At 54.1% G+C, this 18650-nt stretch carries 18 protein-coding genes and 1 pseudogene; 8 read left to right on the top strand and 11 right to left on the bottom strand.

Going from position 1 to position 18650, the window contains the following annotated elements; genetic code table 11:
* Nucleotides 1-67 precede the first annotated feature (67 nt).
* Both IQ273_RS08315 and IQ273_RS08310 read left to right on the top strand, forming a co-directional pair.
* The gene (locus tag IQ273_RS08315; protein WP_228052564.1) at nt 68-1195 is read left to right on the top strand and encodes a COP23 domain-containing protein; all 1128 of its coding nucleotides are present in this window, start codon (nt 68-70) and stop codon (nt 1193-1195) included.
* Between the two features lie 62 nt (nt 1196-1257).
* Entirely contained in the window at nt 1258-2061 is an 804-nt protein-coding gene (locus IQ273_RS08310; protein ID WP_194022704.1) for a TIR domain-containing protein, read from the top strand.
* Nucleotides 2062-2307: 246 nt separating this feature from the next.
* Here IQ273_RS08310 and IQ273_RS08305 read toward each other — a convergent pair whose 3' ends face one another.
* Nucleotides 2308-2592, bottom strand: coding sequence for a hypothetical protein (locus IQ273_RS08305; protein WP_194022703.1), 285 nt, complete (start codon nt 2590-2592; stop codon nt 2308-2310).
* A gap of 412 nt (nt 2593-3004) precedes the next feature.
* On the opposite strand from IQ273_RS08305, the gene IQ273_RS08300 reads away from it, so the two are divergent.
* The 3 genes from IQ273_RS08300 to IQ273_RS08290 all read left to right on the top strand — a co-directional run bounded on the left by IQ273_RS08300 (nt 3005) and on the right by IQ273_RS08290 (nt 4876).
* Entirely contained in the window at nt 3005-3397 is a 393-nt protein-coding gene (locus tag IQ273_RS08300; protein ID WP_194022702.1) for a hypothetical protein, read from the top strand.
* Complete coding sequence (locus IQ273_RS08295; protein WP_194022701.1) at nt 3387-3818, top strand: HNH endonuclease; 432 nt, start codon at nt 3387-3389, stop codon at nt 3816-3818. The genes IQ273_RS08300 and IQ273_RS08295 overlap by 11 nt, the downstream gene beginning before the upstream one ends.
* Nucleotides 3819-4504: 686 nt before the next feature.
* Nucleotides 4505-4876, top strand: a complete 372-nt coding sequence (locus IQ273_RS08290) for a hypothetical protein (protein ID WP_194022700.1) — start codon at nt 4505-4507, stop codon at nt 4874-4876.
* 405 nt (nt 4877-5281) lie between these two features.
* Here IQ273_RS08290 and IQ273_RS08285 read toward each other — a convergent pair whose 3' ends face one another.
* The 4 genes from IQ273_RS08285 to IQ273_RS08270 form a co-directional block, all read right to left on the bottom strand.
* The gene (locus IQ273_RS08285; protein ID WP_194022699.1) at nt 5282-5614 is read right to left on the bottom strand and encodes an MgPME-cyclase complex family protein; all 333 of its coding nucleotides are present in this window, start codon (nt 5612-5614) and stop codon (nt 5282-5284) included.
* Nucleotides 5615-5744: 130 nt separating this feature from the next.
* Entirely contained in the window at nt 5745-6455 is a 711-nt protein-coding gene (locus IQ273_RS08280) for a pyridoxine 5'-phosphate synthase (RefSeq protein ID WP_194022698.1), read from the bottom strand.
* Between the two features lie 73 nt (nt 6456-6528).
* Nucleotides 6529-8700 carry a tyrosine-protein kinase domain-containing protein gene (locus tag IQ273_RS08275; RefSeq protein WP_194022697.1) on the bottom strand — a complete coding sequence of 724 codons (2172 nt, stop codon included), beginning with the start codon at nt 8698-8700 and terminating at the stop codon, nt 6529-6531.
* An 11-nt stretch (nt 8701-8711) separates the two neighbouring features.
* A complete protein-coding gene (locus tag IQ273_RS08270) occupies nt 8712-9893 on the bottom strand; it encodes a polysaccharide biosynthesis/export family protein (protein WP_313898048.1) in 1182 nt (393 codons plus the stop codon).
* Nucleotides 9894-9971: 78 nt separating this feature from the next.
* Between IQ273_RS08270 and IQ273_RS08265 the strand changes: the two genes are divergently transcribed.
* Nucleotides 9972-10667 (top strand): HAD hydrolase-like protein, encoded by a 696-nt coding sequence (locus IQ273_RS08265; RefSeq protein ID WP_194022696.1) that lies wholly within the window; start codon nt 9972-9974, stop codon nt 10665-10667.
* Between the two features lie 60 nt (nt 10668-10727).
* Here IQ273_RS08265 and IQ273_RS08260 read toward each other — a convergent pair whose 3' ends face one another.
* The gene (locus tag IQ273_RS08260; RefSeq protein ID WP_194022695.1) at nt 10728-11585 is read right to left on the bottom strand and encodes a DUF6671 family protein; all 858 of its coding nucleotides are present in this window, start codon (nt 11583-11585) and stop codon (nt 10728-10730) included.
* A gap of 1039 nt (nt 11586-12624) precedes the next feature.
* Between IQ273_RS08260 and IQ273_RS08255 the strand changes: the two genes are divergently transcribed.
* On the top strand, nt 12625-13314 hold the full coding sequence (locus tag IQ273_RS08255) for a DUF533 domain-containing protein (protein ID WP_194022694.1): 690 nt from the start codon (nt 12625-12627) through the stop codon (nt 13312-13314).
* Between the two features lie 92 nt (nt 13315-13406).
* Here IQ273_RS08255 and IQ273_RS08250 read toward each other — a convergent pair whose 3' ends face one another.
* The 5 genes and pseudogenes from IQ273_RS08250 to IQ273_RS35710 form a co-directional block, all read right to left on the bottom strand.
* On the bottom strand, nt 13407-15053 hold the full coding sequence (locus tag IQ273_RS08250) for a peptide chain release factor 3 (protein WP_194022693.1): 1647 nt from the start codon (nt 15051-15053) through the stop codon (nt 13407-13409).
* 249 nt (nt 15054-15302) lie between these two features.
* Complete coding sequence (locus IQ273_RS08245) at nt 15303-15800, bottom strand: DUF3368 domain-containing protein (protein ID WP_194022692.1); 498 nt, start codon at nt 15798-15800, stop codon at nt 15303-15305.
* Nucleotides 15793-16044, bottom strand: a complete 252-nt coding sequence (locus IQ273_RS08240; RefSeq protein ID WP_194022691.1) for a UPF0175 family protein — start codon at nt 16042-16044, stop codon at nt 15793-15795. Before IQ273_RS08240 ends, IQ273_RS08245 begins: the two co-directional genes overlap by 8 nt.
* A 49-nt stretch (nt 16045-16093) precedes the next feature.
* Nucleotides 16094-17215, bottom strand: a complete 1122-nt coding sequence (locus IQ273_RS33555; protein WP_228052567.1) for a pentapeptide repeat-containing protein — start codon at nt 17213-17215, stop codon at nt 16094-16096.
* Between the two features lie 171 nt (nt 17216-17386).
* Nucleotides 17387-18253: pseudogene (locus IQ273_RS35710) on the bottom strand (pentapeptide repeat-containing protein); the annotation flags it as partial.
* 183 nt (nt 18254-18436) lie between these two features.
* Here IQ273_RS35710 and IQ273_RS08230 point away from each other — a divergent pair.
* Nucleotides 18437-18650 (top strand): hypothetical protein (locus IQ273_RS08230; protein ID WP_313898047.1); only part of this gene is annotated, 214 nt, incomplete at its 3' end.

Here is an 18650-nt window from a genome sequence, read left to right as displayed (position 1 = left end):
ATTCTCAACTATTTTTATTCAGTTGGAGTGAACTCACTTTGTATTTCTTTTACACCTTTGTTTAGTTATGGAATATCCGAATTTCTTTCTTTGGGCCTCTGGTGCTGTAGCACTGTCTTACTGCATCGGGATGTCCCCTGCGGAAGCTTCTTCTAGACTAGTGGATTTTGCTCCTCAAAAGTTCACTCAGGCTGACCCCATTCGACAATCATCCGAAGCGATTAATATAGCTGTTGAGAGTGATATCCCTCCGCCTCGTGCTGGTTCTATTCAGCCTTCAGAAGTAAGTAAGCCTGAGGCTACTTCAAGTGAAGGAGTCCTGAGTGATTCTGCTGAAACAGTTCCTCCTCGAGCTGGAACAACTTTGCCTCTTGCCGAACAGGCAAACTCGAATGATTTATCCGAGGAAGTAGAAGTGGTAAATGTCCCAGAAGCAACGGTTCCTCCCCGATCTGGAACAACCTTACCTCCCTCTGAACAAGCGAGTACGAATGATGATTCATTGAATGATCTTAGAATTACGGCCTTACCACGTGCTGGCTCATATGGAGACAGTCAAACAACACCTGAGGGTATTTCAGACATAACAACCACTAACCCTAAGCCATCGGCTCAAAGACCTGTTGAAGTTGTAAATTCTGTACCTACAAGGAGACAGAGCACTGCCTATATGCCAACAGTGGCTGTTGGAAGTACTAGCAACTCACAATCCATTTCCCAAATTGCATCTTTGGAAACTTTCGCTGATTCCGAATCGTATCTAGCTTCAGACAAAACTGTCTTTAAAGTTGAACTAGAAGGTGTCTCATTTCTGTGTGATAGCGAAGAAAATACACCCGCGACTTTAGTTAAGCTCAAGAATGAAGATGAAAGACTACTCATACTTTGGGATTCAGTTTTCTTTGAGGACGCTGGTTATGATTCGGAGACTCGTTGTAAGCAGGTGTCCGCTCGACTGGCTGACTTTATTGAAGAAGGAGATTTTCTTTACTTAACTAGTGGCAAGCTAAATGGACAACCCACTCTTTGTCTAACTAGCAGTGAGGACGGTGACTGCGGGGAAGGAATTACTCTCCATAAAGGTCTCTTGTTTACTCTTAAGCCTGAAGATAACTCTCAAGAGAAACTAGAAAGTTTGGTTTCTCTCCTAGAGAGTGAGCAGTCAGATGAAGAACCTCTTCCCCTTAATGAGTAGGGGATCTTTAAATTCAAGATCTTTTCTTGTGGAAATAATTTACCTTGGGGGATATTAAACTAATGTCTCCCATTTTTCTCAAAAATCAGTACCCACTAGAGCTTTATGGTACTCCGGTCTTAACTGAAATTATTAGAAGTATGATAGATCGAAACGCAATTTTTATTTCTTACCGCAGGAGTGATAGCGAAGATATAACTGGCCGTATATATGATCACCTGGTGATTCATTATGGTCGAGATTCTGTATTTAAGGATGTTAATTCTATCCCTTATGGAATTGACTTCAGAAGCCATATTCGTCATTGGATAGATCTCTGTCAGGTAGTTATTGCGATAATTGGTCCAACATGGTTGAGCGTTGCTGATTCTGAAGGAAATCGTAGACTGGAAGATCCAAACGATTGGGTTCGGTTAGAAATTGAAATAGCTTTGGAAAAACAAATCCCATTAATCCCATTGCTCGTCAATAATGCAAATTTGATGGGGGTAAAGGATCTGCCACACGCTCTGCAAAGTCTACCTTTCTTAAATGGTGCCAAGGTAAGATCAGACCCAGACTTCCATAATGATATTTTAAGACTTATTGAAAGCATAAATAGATTTCTAGATCCTTCTTCTAAAGAGGAAGTAGCTGTAAGCGTTTCTGGGAAAATTGATGAGTCCATTAAGACCCCATTTTCGTTAATCAAGATTGCCGAGTTAAAAGGTAGACTATCAAACTTAACCTCAGATTATCAGGCTCTCTCGGAGCAGTTTAACTATGTTGTAAACGCCTTAGAGAAAAGTAACATTAAACGCCAAATGAAATTCCTTGAAAGAGAAATTTACGAGTTAGAAAATGAGATCAATTCCATTGAAGCTTAGTTTAGGCTTCTTCGCTTTCTAAATTAATGGTAGGGAATAAAGAACAATTGAAACTGCTTAGATCCAATATAGCTTGACTGTTGGCAGATGCATAGATAGCCCTAGTGGTTAAGGAAGTCCAAACGAGGCTTTCCTGAAATTCTTATAAACCCCGACAACCATCAGATGATCAAAATTTTGAGTACGTGTCCATCATCGGCAGATATTTTAGATGATAGACACGCTTCGCTTTGGCTAGTTTATAAGTTATCCCAACTGCCGATACCGTAGTAGGTAGCTAAACACCTCCCCCTGCTCCGGGGTAATCAAAATCCCCGACTCCGGTATCGTGAACTGGCGGCTCCACTCCCGCTGCTCTGCGTACCTGAGCAAATGCAGGTGGTTAATCGCCCCGCGCACCCCGTCCGGCGACCCAATCACCAGATGGCGCAACCGCTCACGCCCCGGCTGACTCTCCGAATTCGCAAGCAGCAGCGGGTTCGTCGCCTCACCCCGACGGGCAGACGACACCAAATATGGCAAACACAACATAAGGGTTTCCTCCAAGAAACGGATGGGTAGGAAACCCAAAACTTGGCCGCTCCCAGACAATATGCAGTTCGGAGCGGCCACGAGTAAAATGCTACTCAGCCTCCGAGACAGCCGGTTCTGTCGAAGGGGTCAGCCGCTGGTTGGTGTTGGTAGCACCTTCCAGTGGCGTTCGACCAAATTTTGGGAATCAAGCTGCACGCACACAGCTCTAAGTCAGAAATTTAGCCTATTGCGATCGCCCAAGCAAGTCAAAATTGCTACAGAGTGCATCACCGTCTTGAACCTTAACATTGCAGAGAGTTCGACTGAGGCGCGGCCGTCGATTGTCGATTGTTGAGAACAGTTACGTCGCTGTATCTCTTCCAAATTTCTGCACTGATAGAATTGGACTCATACCTACCTGTCTCTTGCGATGCCCCCTGTCAATATCCGGCAACGAGCTATTTCTCTCATCGAGCAACTGCCTCAAAGCAAGCTAGCAGCAGTGGTTCAGCTGTTGGAGGTATTGACAGAACCAACCTCTCAAAGTGTAGCGAATGGTGATGAAACGCACCTGCTGGAGATTATCCAGCGGCGTCTACCAAAAGCAGAGCAAGCACGATTGAATGAACTGCGCGATCGCTGCGAATGGGGCGAACTTACTGAAGCGGAGCACCAGGAGCTGATCTGCTACGAAGATCTCGTGGAACAGCACCGGGTCGAGCGGCTAGAAGCTCTGATAGAACTTGCCAAGCTCAGAAATGTGGATCTGGTGACCTTAAATCAACAGGTTTCTCCTCAATCCCATCCCTTCAATGCCGCCTGAGTCCGACCGGGTTCCTGCCAGCCTCAGGCGCAAGGTTGCTCAAAGAGCCCAGCAGCTTTGTGAATACTGCCGTTGCCCAGAGACATTTTCTCCTGACAGCTTTACCATTGATCACATCCAGCCCCGTCAGCTAGGCGGCGCAACCACCCCAGAAAATCTGGCCTGGGCTTGTTTTGGCTGTAACGGTCGCAAATTCACCAAGACTGTTAGCATTGACCCACTCACAGGTGAAGTCGTGCCCCTCTTCAATCCCCGAGAGCAAATCTGGGATGAGCATTTTGTCTGGAGTGAAGATACAACTCGGCTAATCGGGCGAACTTCCTGTGGTCGCGCCACGGTGGAGGCATTAACACTAAATCGCGCAGGGGTAATTAACCTGAGACGGCTTTTAGCTTCAGCAGGGCTGCATCCTCCCAAGTAGATGCTGCTCCTTTACCTGGAACAATTACGTTGCTATATCGGTGTGCAGCATCGTTCATATGCGATGGTCAAAGACCGGCAGGCCAACGCGCACCAGCTCTGTTACCCATTACACCTCTACGGTGAGGCGTCAATGCTTGAGTGCGATCGCTCACTGGTTTAGATTGCGGCTCAACAATGCCAATGCGAAGGCTCACACGCTTAATGCGTCTATGGCTTGCTTTACTGTCATAGAGCAACTTCGAATCTGCAGCCGTCACAATCTTAATTGCACACCTCACAGTCTTAATGCGATCGCGCGCACGCTTAATGTGTCTATGGTTTGCTTTACTGTCATAGAGCAACTTCGAATCTGCAAGGCTCGCATTCGCATACGCTCAATTCACATTGGCATTGGCATTGCTGCACATCAATCATTCAGCACTGGCAACAAGCCTGCAACGCCAAAACCCTTTCCAACCTGAGGGCGACCTTTATCAGCTCTTCATCAAAATCGTTAGTCTCAGCGTGCAACGGGGCAATCTTGGCAATAGATGAGACAAATCGACGCTACCGCCCCAAACGTCGCCTCTGACTCACCTGTTCCAGAACTACTCGTCACTACTCCATCGTCTGCTTTACACCCGAATTTCCCGGGTAAGCGACTCGTTCGTGTCCAGCTACATCTACCAATAAGGCTTAACTCATATGGCTGTTGTCAATATTTCTCGTCGTCTATCTGTAAAAACCGTTAGAGCCGACATCGATTCCCTCAACGCGCTCGGCACCGTCGAGGGCTATACCCCTGTACGAGTCGACTCTACTCCTGAAGCCCTCAAAGCCAGCTATGCCAACATGCTGGCCATGCAGCAAAAAGAAACTGAGCTACAGGCGATGATGAAAGCCGCTAGCGATACCGCCCGCCAGGCCGAATGGGAGTTTCACAACGCCATTCTGTCGATGAAAGAAGCCGTACGCGCCCAATTTGGCCCCGACAGCAATGCCACCCAAGCTATTGGCTACAAGAAAAAGTCGGAACGCAAGCGCCCCCGTCGCATAGTTAAAGCAGAGGCGATGTAAGCCATCTGCAAAGCTAAACCCTCCAAGGCCCGTAAGCACAGCTTGCGGGCCTTTTTTAATTATCTCCAACATGGCCAGTGCAGCGCAGCAGGCGCTGGAGCACTTTGAGCAGCAACGTAGGGAACCTCAGTTCGGGATAACTGCTGATAGATAAATACTGAGCAACTTCCCCTCCTTGGAGGGGTGCCCGGAGGGCGGGGTGGGTCAAAGTCTATGCCCACGGATACCCCATCTACCACGAATAAAACGACTCAATGTCAGGATCGACTCACCCCTGCCCCTCCCAGGAGGGGATCGCCAAAGCGAAATCTCAATGGGTGTGCCTTATCCCGAACTCGGATTATTTAAGTAAATCGGGAGGTGGCCGATGACTTCTCGGGAGCGATGCGAGCTATTAAGTCAAGGTTAGGAGGCAACGGCATCTAAGGAGGCCAGCGGGTCGGGGATGGTCTCAGAGGGGGCTTCAAACTCGCCAGTGCCCACGTACTCAAACCGCAGCTTCACCCAGGTAATAAACTGCTTGCTGGTTGAGACCAGGGCAACCGAGGGCTGTGGGCAGCTGGCCTTCACGGTAGCCAGTTCGGGAGCCTCCAGAAAGGCGGGAGATTTGACCAGCCAAAAATTCACCTCCTGCTCCTGCTCCTGGTAGTAGCGGCGGCGTTCTTTGAGGACTTCTTCTAGGGGTTCTTCTTCGAGCAGAAACTTTTGGCTGGCGACGGCGTAGTAGTAGGTGGTCATGGGGGTTTCCTTTGGGGGTAGGGTTTTAGGTTTTAGGTGCAGGGTTTTAGGTATAGGGTTTTAGGTACAGGGTTTTAGGTTTGGCCTTAAACCTTAGACCTTAAACCTTAAACCTTGTATTAACTCCTCCCTAAATCAGCGCTTTCATCTCGCGGACGGCGCGCTCTAGGCCGACCAAAACGGCGCGGCTGATGATGCTGTGGCCGATGTTGAGTTCCTCCATGCCGGGGATGCGGGCGACGGGGGTGGTATTCCAGTAGGTGAGGCCGTGACCGGCGTTGACCCGCAGGCCGAGGGCGATCGCCTGGGCCGTGCCCTGGGCGAGAATGTTGAGCTCTTGAGCCAAATCGTGCTCTACTTTCGCCTCGGCGTAGGGGCCAGTGTGCAGCTCAATGAACTGAGCCCCCACCTGGGCGGAGGCTTCGATTTGGTCGGCCGCCGCATCAATAAACAGACTGACCGGAATGTCGACCCCCTGGAGGGCACTGACCACAGCTTTCATGCGATCGGTCTGGCCTGCCACATCCAGCCCGCCCTCGGTGGTCACTTCTTCGCGCCGCTCGGGCACCAGGGTGACGTAGTCGGGCTTGATATCGAGGGCGATCGCCACCATTTCGTCGGTGGCGGCCATTTCCAGGTTGAGGTGGGTGCGCACAGTCTGCCGCAGCAGGCGGACGTCGCGGTCTTGCATGTGGCGGCGGTCTTCGCGCAGGTGCACGGTAATGCCGTCGGCACCGGCTAGCTCGGCCAGCACCGCTGCGGCCACCGGGTCAGGCTCTACCGTGCGGCGAGCCTGGCGAATGGTGGCAATGTGGTCGATGTTGACTCCCAGGGTAGGCAAGCGATCGCTCCGAACAACGACAGAATCTACGACATATGATCGTAGCCTAAGCGTTTACCTTAGGCTAGCCCGGCTAAAAATCGATGGAGCGAATCAGCGGGGCCGCCGCCGGAGCCGAGTAACCGGGGGCAGCGGTTGGGGCAGCGGCGCGATCGGCTGCGTTGACAATGGCCCCCAGCACGGGCAGGTCGTCGTTTTCTAGAAGCTGCTCTAGCAGGGCCTCCAGCACGGCTTTGTCGGTGATGCCGGGGCGGGTGACCAGCAGCAGACCGTCGCTGGCGGATCCTAGCAGCAGGGCATCATTGCTGCGGCCCAGGGGCGGTGCGTCAATCAGCACCAGGTCGAAGCGGGCGCGGGCATCGGCCAAAAACTGGGTCATCTCGCTCGATTCTAAAATCGCGGCCGGGTGGGGTTGGGGGCCAGGACTGGGCGACAGGTAGAGGTTTTCGACCCAAGGGGCCAGCTGAATGGGTTCTTGCTGGCGGCCAGCGTAGTAGTGCAACGGTTCGGCAACGGCCTCAGGCCCTGGCTTTACCCCCAGTCGGTGCCCGCAGGAGGGCTGGCGCAGATCGGCTTCAATCACCAGGGTGCGGCGACCGGCGCGAGCGGCGGCAATGCCGAGGTTGAAGGCGCTGGTCGTTTTGCCCTCGCCCGCCCGGCTGCTCACCACCAGCACCACCCGGGGGGCGACCCCGGCCTCAGACAGACTGCCCGCTCGCCGCAGGCTACTGCGCAATCGCTCATAGATTTCGAGATCGGGGCTTTGGGGTGGGTAGAGCATCGGCCAGCCCTGGGCTGAGGTAGCGTTTAGGCTCGGCACTAGCCCCAGCACCGGCACATCCTGGTCGGTCAGAATGCCCTGGATATCTTCGGCGGTGCGGGCGGTGCTGTCGAGCAAGTCGAGTAGAAAGGCGACGGCCCCGGCAGCGACTACCCCCAGCAGCCCGCCCACGACCAAGACCGCGATCGGGTTGGTCGGCGACTCAACCTGGGCAGCCACGGTGGGCGGCTCCGCCACGCTCAGGCTGCTGACGGTTTCGGCCTCGGCGGCCTGGGCATCAATACGCTTGGCCTGAATTTGGTCATAGAGGGCCTGGTTGAGGGCAACCTGCTGGGCCAGGCGATCGCGCTCGAGCTGCTTGTTGGGCAGGCTGGAATACTGCTGCCGCAGCTGCCCGTCGGCCTGGCTGAGCGCCTGCTGCTGACTAACCAGGGCGGCCCGCTCGGCGCTGAGGGTGACCAACTGGTTGGCCAGGGCGGCGCGGGCCGGGTCGAGGGTGCTGTTTTGGCGCACGTCGCTGACGCTGGGCAGCGCCGCCAGGTCTTGGCCACCCACCACCTCCTGCGCCCGCTCTCGCAGCAGAGCGTTGTAGGCCGTCAGGTTTTGGCTCAGCTCCTGGATGGTGGGGTGCGACTCGCGCAGGGTGGGCGACAGCAATTGAAGCTGGGTTTCGGTTTCTAAAATTTGCGATCGCAGCTGGGCAATAATCGGGTCGGCGCTCAGCGCTGAGGCCGTAAAAGCCTGCCCTGGCGACAGCCCTAGCCGCTGCTGCAGGCTCTGAATCTGAGCCTCTAGCCCCGCCAGGGCAATCTGGTTCTGGCGCTGCTGCTGCTGCCCGCCCGAGATCGCCCCCAGCAGGCTGCCATCGAGGGCCGCCTGAATCGCCGGACCTTCGGTGCGATCGTAGGCCTCCAGCGCCTGCTCGGCGGCGCGCAGGTCGGTCTCCACCGCTGGCAGCCGCTCGTCGAGGGCGGTGACAATGGCCCGCAGCCGCGCCCGGTTGGTCACCCGGCTCAGTTCGACCATCGCTTCAAACATCAGGCTGAGGGTAAGCTGGGTCTGCTCTTCGCTAGCCCCGCGAAACACCACCGTCACCCGCTGCACTTGGGGTTCTTCGCCCTCCACACCTTCGAGCCTGACCGTGGTGCGATCGCGAATGGTTTCCGGTGCCATCGGCATCCCCCGTCGCTCCAGCTCCTGGGATACCTGCTGAAGCAGCACATCGGCCAGCAAAAACTGCTCCGAGATAATGCCCTGGCCCCGCAGCTGCACCTCGGTGCCGGTTGCCGTCAGCGCTACCACGGGGGCATTTTGCACCAGCACCCCCTCGGCTCGGTACTGGGGCGGCGGCGGCGGCTGCATCGCCACCACCGCCGAAATGCCCAAAACACCCAGCAGCGTGGCCAGACTGGGCCACTTGTAGCGGTCGAGGGCCAGCAGATAGCGCTTAACGAAAGGAGACATCGCCGTTTTCCCTAGGGCCTAAAGAGTGAATCCGCCGAGTCGGTCAGCGAGTCAAAAAAGAGCAAGAAGCCCAGTACATCGCGAAAGGGCTGAGTAAACGTATTCAGGGCATAGCTTACCCGCGCCAGCAGGTTGCGATCGACCACCAGAATGTCATTTTCCTGCAGCGGAATATTTTGGCTCAAATCGCCATTCACTGCCGCCGCTGCATTCACCATGATCGTATCGGCGGTGCCGGTCTCAGGGTTAAAGCGCAGCACCGCAATCCGGTTGTAGGCTGCCACGTCAGGGTTCACCCCCGCCACCGCCAGGGCATCCAAAAAACGGCTGCCGTTGCGCAGGTTAATCGCCCCAAAGCGAGCTTCCAGCCCCCGTGCTCCAGAGGCCCGGTTGAGCACCCGTACCGTAATCTCGGGCCGCGCCAGGGTTGAGGTGGCAACCAGGTCGCGATCGTAGCTCTCCACATCCTCGGGGGCCAGGCGGGGCACGGTAATAACATCGCCGTTCTGGAGCTGCACCTGGGGAATGGGTTCTCCCTGCAGCAGTGGGGTAAATAGATCTACCTGGCGCGACAGCAGCGAGCCATCCCGCAGGGTGCGCTCAATCTGGACGGTGCGCAGATCGGCCAGAGCGGTTGAGCCCCCCGCCGTCAGCAGCGCCACCGCCAGCTGCGGAGCCTGTAGCGGGTATAGCCCCGGACGCGGCACCTCGCCCACTACCGTCACCTCCACCGGCCGCTGGGCTGTGAGAATCAGCGATACATCGGGGTTGACTACGTACTGGTCGTAGCGGCTGTAGAGCTGGTCGCGGGCCTGGTCTAGGGTCAGCCCGGCCAGATTGACGGTGCCCGCCAGGGGCACCACCACATTGCCCTGAATGTCTAAGGTGGCCGGAAAGCTCAAGTCTGGAAACCGCTGCACCCCAACAAAGATGCTGTCGCCCGGCCCCAGGCGGTAGTTGTCAAAGTCGGTAGTGGAGGAGGGGAGGGCCGTTTCTGAGGGTAGATTTGGGGAACGGACGGGCGAAGTTAGGGGCACAGGGGCCTGAGCTACGGCAGGTAGGGCCAGTAGCCCCCCACTGAGGAGGGTCAGACCACCCCAAACACTCAGCTGGCAAGCCGCAAACCCAGCAATTCTGCGATCGGTTAAACCCATCAAAACCATAGCCTCAACGGCAGGAGAACCCCCTACCACGGGTAACTCACCCATATTGCCCCATATTCTTGGCGTTGAGACAACGGAGAAGCAGTAACTTGAAAAGGGACTTGAACCTTGAATTCTTGCTCTTTAATGGAGGTGGCTAAGCGTGGCGTTTTGGGTAAGTCTACTTTGACCACGTTTTTGTTTGATTTTGACGGCACCTTGGCGGACAGTTTGGCGACCATTGTAGAAATTACCAATCGGTTGGCCCCAGAATTTGGCTATCGCCCTACCCCCCTGGATGAGGTGGAGGCATTGAAGGGGTTCAGCACTCGTCAACTGATCCGGTATTCTGGCATTCCCCTGCTCAAGATTCCTGCCCTGCTCCGTCGCCTGCGAGTAGAGCTGAAATCCTACGATCTCCCGATCGCCCCCTGTGCCGGTATGCCAGCCGTGATTCGGCAACTGCACGCCCAGAACCATGCGCTGGCGGTGATTACCTCGAATGCCCCCGAGGTGGTTCACGCTTTTTTGGCCGCCAACGCTTTGGAGCACTGCTTTTTCGGCGTGGATGGTGGTGGCACCCTGTTTGGCAAAGGTAGGCTGATCGCTAAATGCCTGGAGCGCCATCAGCTCGTTCCTGTCGAAACGGTTTATGTGGGCGATGAGGTGCGGGATATTCAGGCGGCTCGGTTTGCGGGTATTCGACCCATTTCAGTCACCTGGGGCTTTAACAGTCGGGAGGCGCTGGCGGCCGCCCAACCCGATTGGCTGGTAGATGAGCCCGATGCCTTGCCTGCGATCGCCCAGTCGCTATTCCGCCAGTAGATCGGTTCTGTCGGCTAGCACACCAGGGCTATGCACAGGAACCGGGGGCGGGGAGGCATCTTAAGGATTGCAGTAGGGGCAATAGCTGGGGTCTGCGGCCGAAAACCCGTGGTCGCCGGGGAGGCGCTGCTCAAACTGGCAGCGCTGGCAACGGTAGAGCCGCGAAAGCGTCAGGAGGGTCGGGGTACCACAGAGGCTACAGGGTAGCCCTGGAAACTGCTTGATTGAGCTAAAGCCAGGACACCTGCAACTCGGACAAGACACCGCGATCGCTCGCACCAAGTCCTCGGTGGCCTGGGCAATGACAGTCATGCGGGTGGGATTGTAGAGCGCTCGCATATCGGTTTCAAGCCGGACGGCGCGGTGGGGCGATTGGCTCAGGGCCTGCTCCACTAGGGCCAAAAGCTGGTCTGCATCGGTAATGCCTTTTTCCAAGATTTGCTCGGCCTCGCCGCCCTTGACCACCAGCCCGTGCCGGGGAAAGCCTACCGATTCGGCAAAGGCCAGGGCATCGGCTGAGCTGTGGATGACCTGACTGCGGTAGTTGGTGTCGGTGGAGAGGCATTCGCCGACGATTTCGAGCTGATGGGTGCGATCGATCAGTAGGACTAGCTCGCGATCGCAGGCCACAAACGGAATCTGCGGGTGTGGCCCAAAGCTGCCCTCGCTGGCGACCGCCAGGCTTTCTCCCGTTTGCCGAAGCACCGCCGCCGCCTTGAGCCGAGCCGTAGTGAGCTGATCGGACGGGCGTTTAACGTCGCCCGTAAACGTACCAAAGGTATCGGTATCAAAGGCAGCAGGCACCGCCACGTTGACCCCCAGGTGAGAGTTTAGCAGGGGGGCGATCGCCTGCTCTTTGCGATGCATGGTCGCCAGCATTGCGACTCGACCCGCAAAAAAGTCTAGCCGTTGAGCCATCCTGGACTCCATTATCATGGACCTGTTGAAGAGGAAACCCACCCCGGCCTTTCTTTTGGGGAGACTGGCCGAGGTAGGCTGGTTCAGAAACCAGCGCAGGAAAATGTGGCTGCTGTTGGCGATGGAGGCCACATTCTCCCAACGCTGGTTATCTCTCTCCGAACCAGAACTGGGGAAGAAAAGGGTGGATGGGTGGACGGGTAAACGGTTTGATGCTTGCTCTACCCTCTTATGCATCCACCCCTCTACTCATCTACTTTTCTCCTTCTAGACCCGCTCAAGCTGAAGGCTGCTGAGGTTGCCTCATGGTTGGCGGGGGCAAACTTAACGCTGTCAAAGCAGGTCTCTACAAAATAGCTTCTCAAATGGTGGGCAATGCCTACCCTTTAGCAGCTACAGTCGCTGGACTAAAGCGGGCACCTTCTTTCTAAAAATCTTCAAAAGTTAGACATAGGCTCTCATTTCAGTATTTTCTGGGGTTAGTGCTGGTAGCGATGGATGAGCAGCTTGAAAAGCTATAGGCCACTTAATTGGCTAGGGAGTCTAGCCCTGGGAACAAGGTGGAAGCTATAGCTGTGGCCAGTCTGGTTAAGACAGGTCTCCTATGAGCGTTTGAACGTTCATAGGGTTTCTGGATGTCCTAACCAACGTGACTATGGCTACAAGCCAAATATGACAAGGAATTCCATTGACTTAAATCAATCAATTCCTCTTTTGCCATGCGATTAAGTCTATGGCATTTTGAGCGGAAATTGAACCTGTTGAAGCGCAAAATCGGGCTGCAATTTCCAATCCAAATAATAAGTTCAGCTTATTGCATATCTTTTTGTCTATGGATTTGATTAATGCTGCTAGCGGCTTAGGTCTCATATGGCGCTGCCGCCCTTAGCGAACAAAGGGTGAGAAATTTACTCTGGCCAAGGCAGTCTCTGAGGGACAACGTTAAGATTAAAGCGTTACAGCCTGTTGTTCCAGGCATTGCTTTGTCCACTCCCCCAACCTGTGATGCCTGTACCGTGATATTCGCTGAGGAGGATCTATGCCCGTAGTCACCCAGTCTCCCTACACCCAGGAGCAGATTAAGGTCTGGCTCCGGGGGCTGCTCACCCTGGCCTGGGCAGACGGCAAGTTTGATGAAGACGAAAAAGCGTTGATTGCCGCCATTACCGACGAAGAACTGGCTCCAGAGCTAGATTTTGAGCATTTTGAACCTGTTACCCCCGCCGAAGTAGCCCAGGTGCTCGGCCCCGACCCGGCTATGGCCGAGAACTTTTTAAGGATGGCGGTAATGGTGGCCCTGGCTGACGGCGTCTACTCGGTGGAAGAAGACGCTCAACTTCAGGCGCTGTGCGAGGCCTTAAACCTGCAAGACACCTGTCTCGCCTCGGTGCGATCGACTATATATAGCCTCAAGCCCGAGAATGCTGCGATCGCCACCGGGTTACGCCCCCCAACCGATCACAGCAGCAAGCTCGACCCCCTTAAGCCGGCCCGCGAATGGCTTGACCAGCTTGAGGTACACGACCCTCGTTTAGCCCGGTTTGTGTGCAAGCTGATTCCGTCGCAGTGCCCCTTTGAGCGCGACGTGGTGCTGTTCAAAAAGAAGCTGATGCACATTCCACCTATGTGCAAAATCAACCCGCTGTATGAGCAACTGGTGGGTTTGAGGTTTCGCGCCCTGTCGTACCTAGCCGACGACTGCGGCGAAGATGTGACGCCGCTGCTGTAGAGAGACTTAGGAAAATCTGGTTGCTGTAGGAGTTAAGCGATCACAGGCTCCGCAAGTGGCAATCCAAAACCCGATTACTGAACCCTTGAAATCTACAGCCCTTCAGGTTCTTTGCCCGAGACCACGGGGGCGATCGCATTCAGCTTCAGCTTTGGGTGGTCGGCCATCACCTGCTGGCAGTTCCACTCATTCTTGAACAGCAGCACCGGGCGATCCCAGCTGTCTTTTACGGTAGCGGTATTGAACAGCCGCCCGGCCTGCTCCAGGGCTTCCCAGCCACCCTCGACCCAGCGGGCCACGGTGTAGGGCAAGTGCTCGATACGGGTGTCGACGTTGTATTCGTTCTGCATCCGGTACTGCACCACCTCTAGCTGGAGCTGACCCACGGCGGCGAGAATCGGGTCACGCTTTGACTCATCGGCAGAGAACATGATCTGCACCGCGCCTTCCTCGCGCAGTTCAGACACGCCCTTTTGAAACTGCTTGTACTTCGAGGGGTTGGGGTTCTTGAGATAGGCAAAGATCTCGGGCGAAAAGCAGGGAATGCCTTCGTACTCCAGCCGCTTGCCCTGGTAGATCGTGTCGCCGATCGCAAACACGCCCGGGTTATTTAGGCCAATCACGTCGCCAGGGTAGGCTTCTTCCAACGATTCGCGACCCTGTCCAAACAGCTTTTGCGGGTGCGACAGGCGAACGGACTTACCCGATCGCGCATGGCTGACCACCATATCTTTCTCAAACTTGCCCGAGCACACCCGCACAAAGGCAATGCGGTCCCTATGCTTGGGGTCCATATTTGCCTGGAGCTTGAACACAAACCCCGAAAAATCTTCGTTCGTGGGCGGAATCTCGCCCAGGGTGCTGCTGCGGGCCGAGGGCTTGAGGGCGTAGTCGAGGAAGGCATCTAAAAACAACTGCACGCCGAAATTGGTCATGGCGCTGCCGAAAAACACCGGGGTTTGCTGCCCGGCGTGGACGGCCTCTAGATCGAGCGCTGGCCCCAATTCCTCGATCACCTCTAGCTCTTCTTTGAACTGGTAGTAGAGGTCTTGGTCGAGCAAATCTTCAATGCGAGGATCGCCCAGGTCGAGCACGGTATCTTTGGCGGCGCGCTTGCCGTGGGTACTGCGCTCAAACAGGTGAATCTGGCGGTGGCGGCGGTCGAATACGCCTTTGAAGCGATCGCCCATGCCAATCGGCCAGTTGACGGCGTAGGTTTGCAGACCCAAGCGCTGCTCAATTTCATCTAGCAGATCTAGCGGTTCGCGGGCCGGGCGATCCATCTTGTTGAAGAAGGTAAAGATGGGCAGGCCGCGCATTCTGCATACTTCAAACAGCTTCAGGGTTTGAGGCTCCAGACCCTTGGCCGCGTCTTCGAGCATGACTGCGTTGTCGGCGGCGGCCAGAGTGCGATAGGTGTCTTCGCTAAAGTCTTGGTGCCCGGGCGTATCGAGCAAGTTGATGGTGTAGCCGCCGTAGGCAAACTGTAGCACCGTCGAGGTAATAGAAATTCCCCGCTGCTGCTCTAGCTCCATCCAGTCGGAGGTGGCGCTGCGCTGCGCCCGCTTGGCCTTTACCGCGCCCGCCTCCTGAATGGCACCCCCGTAGAGCAGCAGCTTTTCGGTCAGGGTCGTTTTACCGGCGTCGGGGTGAGAAATGATGGCAAAATTGCGCCGCTGCTCGACCGCATCGGCGATGTCGGCGGATATCTCGGCGGCGGTTACGGCGGCGTCAGTCATGACTTAGGGATGTTCGTAAAATTGGCAATTCTTTTCTATTGTAGAGGGTAGCTCTAATGAAGCGACACCAACCTACCGGGAACTCCGCCGAGGGAGGAGTGGCGTACTGAAACTTTACCAACGTATTACCTGCAATGGTCAAGTAACTTATGAAAGTCGCTCGTCTGACAAGGAAAGGTCAAGTGATTTTTCCCAAGAAGGTTTAAGTTAAATAGCTTTTGGGGTAGCCATAATGGCTTGACAAAATCACTATTTTTCAGCTTCCCCTGCGAGTTCCAACGTAGTTTGAATAATTGCTGGAGTTAGCCACATTCCTTTTGTTTGCAGTTTCGCAATAATTGAATTTATGGAAGATAGGTATCCAGCTTGTTTGGCCTTGACTAAAACGCCTAAAGTCCCTGTATAACGAAGTTTAGATAAAGCTGCGATACGTCGGCCCAATTGGTCGTCAAGGATCAGCAATCCACTGGGATTTTGCAAGCCTAAAGCAATGACCTCAGCCTCACCACGGCCAAGATCAACAACGTTGGGAACTGCCAAGGCCGACTCAATAGCCCGAATCTGTAGCCAATGCAAACCGTTCAATTCAGGAACATCAATACCTCGCTCTCGACCGACTGATAACTCTTGCGCTACAGCGGCAGGGGCAATAACCGTGCCATAGAGCTTGGGCAAGATTGGCAGTTGCTCTACCTGATGCAGATAGAGCAGAGGAGATGTATTGATAAAAGTCAGGCTCTCAGGCATTGGATACGTCTTGCGCTAACTCTTCTGGCGAAAGAGTAAATGGCGATACCTGATAGCGCCCAATAAGATTGAGAAATTCAACCCGCGAGACCTGGGCCAGCTGGGCAGCCCGCCCTGAGGAAAGTTTGCCCAGCTCAAAAAGTTTGACAGCTGCCAAAATTGACAGCTCCCGTGAAATTGTTTCTGGCGTTTCCTTCAGGCTAATCAAAACCTCGTCAGGAACCTCAATTTGCACACTGCTCATCAGAAAAATCCTCTTTTCATGTTCCAGTCAATTTCAAACCAAGTTTGCTCTAGACCAGAGCAAATAGGCTGAGTACCAGGGGCAACAGCTTGGTGCAGGCGTCGGCCAGTTTTGAGGCATCGGTGAGGGCTTCGGTCATGCCTTTGAGGGTGGCGGAGGCGCGTTTGACCACGCCCTGGGTTTTGGCACTGGGGGCAGGGTCGGTGGCGGCGGTGGCAATGCGGGCCACAGCTTGCAGGGCCTCAGCCTTTTCGTCGTCGCTGAGTTCGCTGTCGGTTTCGGCGGCGGTTTGGAGCTGAGTGAGAATGTCGCGCAGGTTGGGTTGATCGGGAGTGGATGGTTCAGGGATTTGGTTGATTTGGTTGCTCACCTGACCGCTGATTTCGCCCAGGTTAATGGTGCTACCGGTGAGGGTGACGTCGCCGCTTGCGTAGAAGCTGCGATCGCCAGTGTTGATGGGGTTGTTCATATTGTTGATTTGAATGCTGGATAAAAATCGGCTGAAGCCCAGAGACACTTCCTTGAGGTCGTCGCCCCGGCGCTTTTCAGCTTCGAGTTGGGCGGTGGCAGAAGCGGCAGCGAGGCGGGCTTCGTAAACCTCATCCCAAGTGCGCTCAATGTCGGCTTTATTGGTGCCTTGGGGCACTTGAAGGGTGAGCAACACATCGTCGCCCCGGCGCTCAAAGCCTTGTATGGATTCTGCGGTGATGTCGGGATGAACCTCGATCATGCTCTGAAAGGTGGCTTTAAACGAGTCGGGGTTGATGCCGTTGCGAATCAGCAACTGCACAGTGTCGAGCATGTCTTTGAAAATTTTTTCAAAGTCGCCAGGCTGAAAGTCTTTGTCGGGGTTGTGGGGTCGGCGCTCGCGGTCGCCCCGCGCGTCGGGTTGCTTATGCAGAAAGACATACTGGCAGTCGATGTCTTTGAGAGTGGTGGTACTGTCGATGTTCCAGGCTTCCAAGCAAGCTCCTGTGAGATGAGCGGCAGTGAAGTTGGTGCCGACGCAGTTGGCCTCAGTGAGGTTGGCTCCTTGAAGTTCTGCACCTACTAATGTTGCACCACTTAAGTTAGCCCCCTTCAAATCGATTCGATGGAGTTGTGCACCGTTTAAATTGACCTCTCTCAAATCTGCGCCAGCAAAGTTTTGATCAACACCGTTTAAAGTCATAAGTAATTGTCTTCCTTTTCGATCGCGTAGTGTTGTTGTGCCGACATTATTTTGATGATACTGCCAAAAATGGGTAGTACCTAGACGGACAAAATCTAAATATTTGGCATGGTGCCAGCGAATGTGTTTTAGACGCGTAGATCCTTGCCTCGGATTGATAAGAGTAGTATGTTTTAGACTTGCATAAGCAAAAGTAGAGTTAGTAAGATTTGCACCACTAAAAGTAGTTCCTCCTAATGTTGTAAAGGCGAGGCCGATAATACGAAAATTGATAAATTTTGGATCCTCGTTGCAAACAAAATTATAAATAGGAAATGCGAACAAAGAAGCTACTGTTGAGGTGAGAACTGCAAAAAAGACTGCTTCATAGCCGATATAGTTGAATGGACTAGATAGTACAGCACTAATCAAGGCAATGCTAGAAACAACTAAGTAGCAGAAAAGATTGTGCCCTAGAAGAGCTATAGCGCCTATACATCCTCCACTAATGATCCCAGCGGCAGCAATAGCACCAGCGTAGGCAAAGGCTCCAGTTGTGTCGCTTAGAAAAGAAATTAATGCAGTTGTTGAGCCAGAAAGAGTAATAGCGATAGCAATACTTGCTACAGCTCTAACGGTTAATCCTTGACGCAATATAAATATAATTGATGCCGCAACTGCTACTAAGCCCATACATGTTGCAAACAACAAGAGAGGATTATCCTGACTGAGGACAAAATAGTGGCCTAGTACTCCTCCTCCATACCCCTGTAAACTACCAGCAAAAAACATAAAGCCTGCAAGTATGAGCCAATTGGCGATCTGCCATTGGTATTGAAGGCCCGCTAGAACATGGCAGAATTTTGTTTCTTGTAGAATTGAGTTGACAAAATTAGCACTGCGAATATCGGTCCCGCTAAAGTCGGCCCCTGACAGGTCGGCTCCGCTAAAATTGCAGCCGCGCAGCACGGCACCGCGAAAGTCGCGCTCTCCAGCGGCGTAAAGGCGGGTGACTTCCGTGGCACTGAGGCGTTTGCCCTGGTACTTGCCCTGGCTCAAGAGTGTAGATCTCGCGTCGGTTGCCTTTCATTTAAGCGTAACCTCCTCTAAAAGGCATTAAAAGGTATATTTGACCCGAGTAATTTGCTTAACGGGGAGAGAAACCAGGTTTCTGATACATAAAAGGGACATCTTTGGTAAGATATATTACCATATCGTTAAATAATAAATCTGGGATTCCTTATGCCCACGGAATGGCTCTACGGTCTGTTTGGCGGCATTCTTATAGGCCTCAGCGCCACCCTGCTACTAGCTCTCAACGGGCGGATCGCTGGCATTAGCGGCATGGTCAATGGCGCGATCGCTTTCACCAGCGACGAAGCCTGGCGCTGGCTGTTTCTGCTAGGCCTCGTCGCTGGCGGGCTGGTTTACGAGTACGCCCTGGCCCCTCAGCCCA

The organism is Nodosilinea sp. LEGE 07298, assembly GCF_015207265.1.
Taxonomy (GTDB): Bacteria; Cyanobacteriota; Cyanobacteriia; order Phormidesmidales; family Phormidesmidaceae; genus Nodosilinea.
This window is presented reverse-complemented; position numbering and strand designations above follow the sequence as displayed.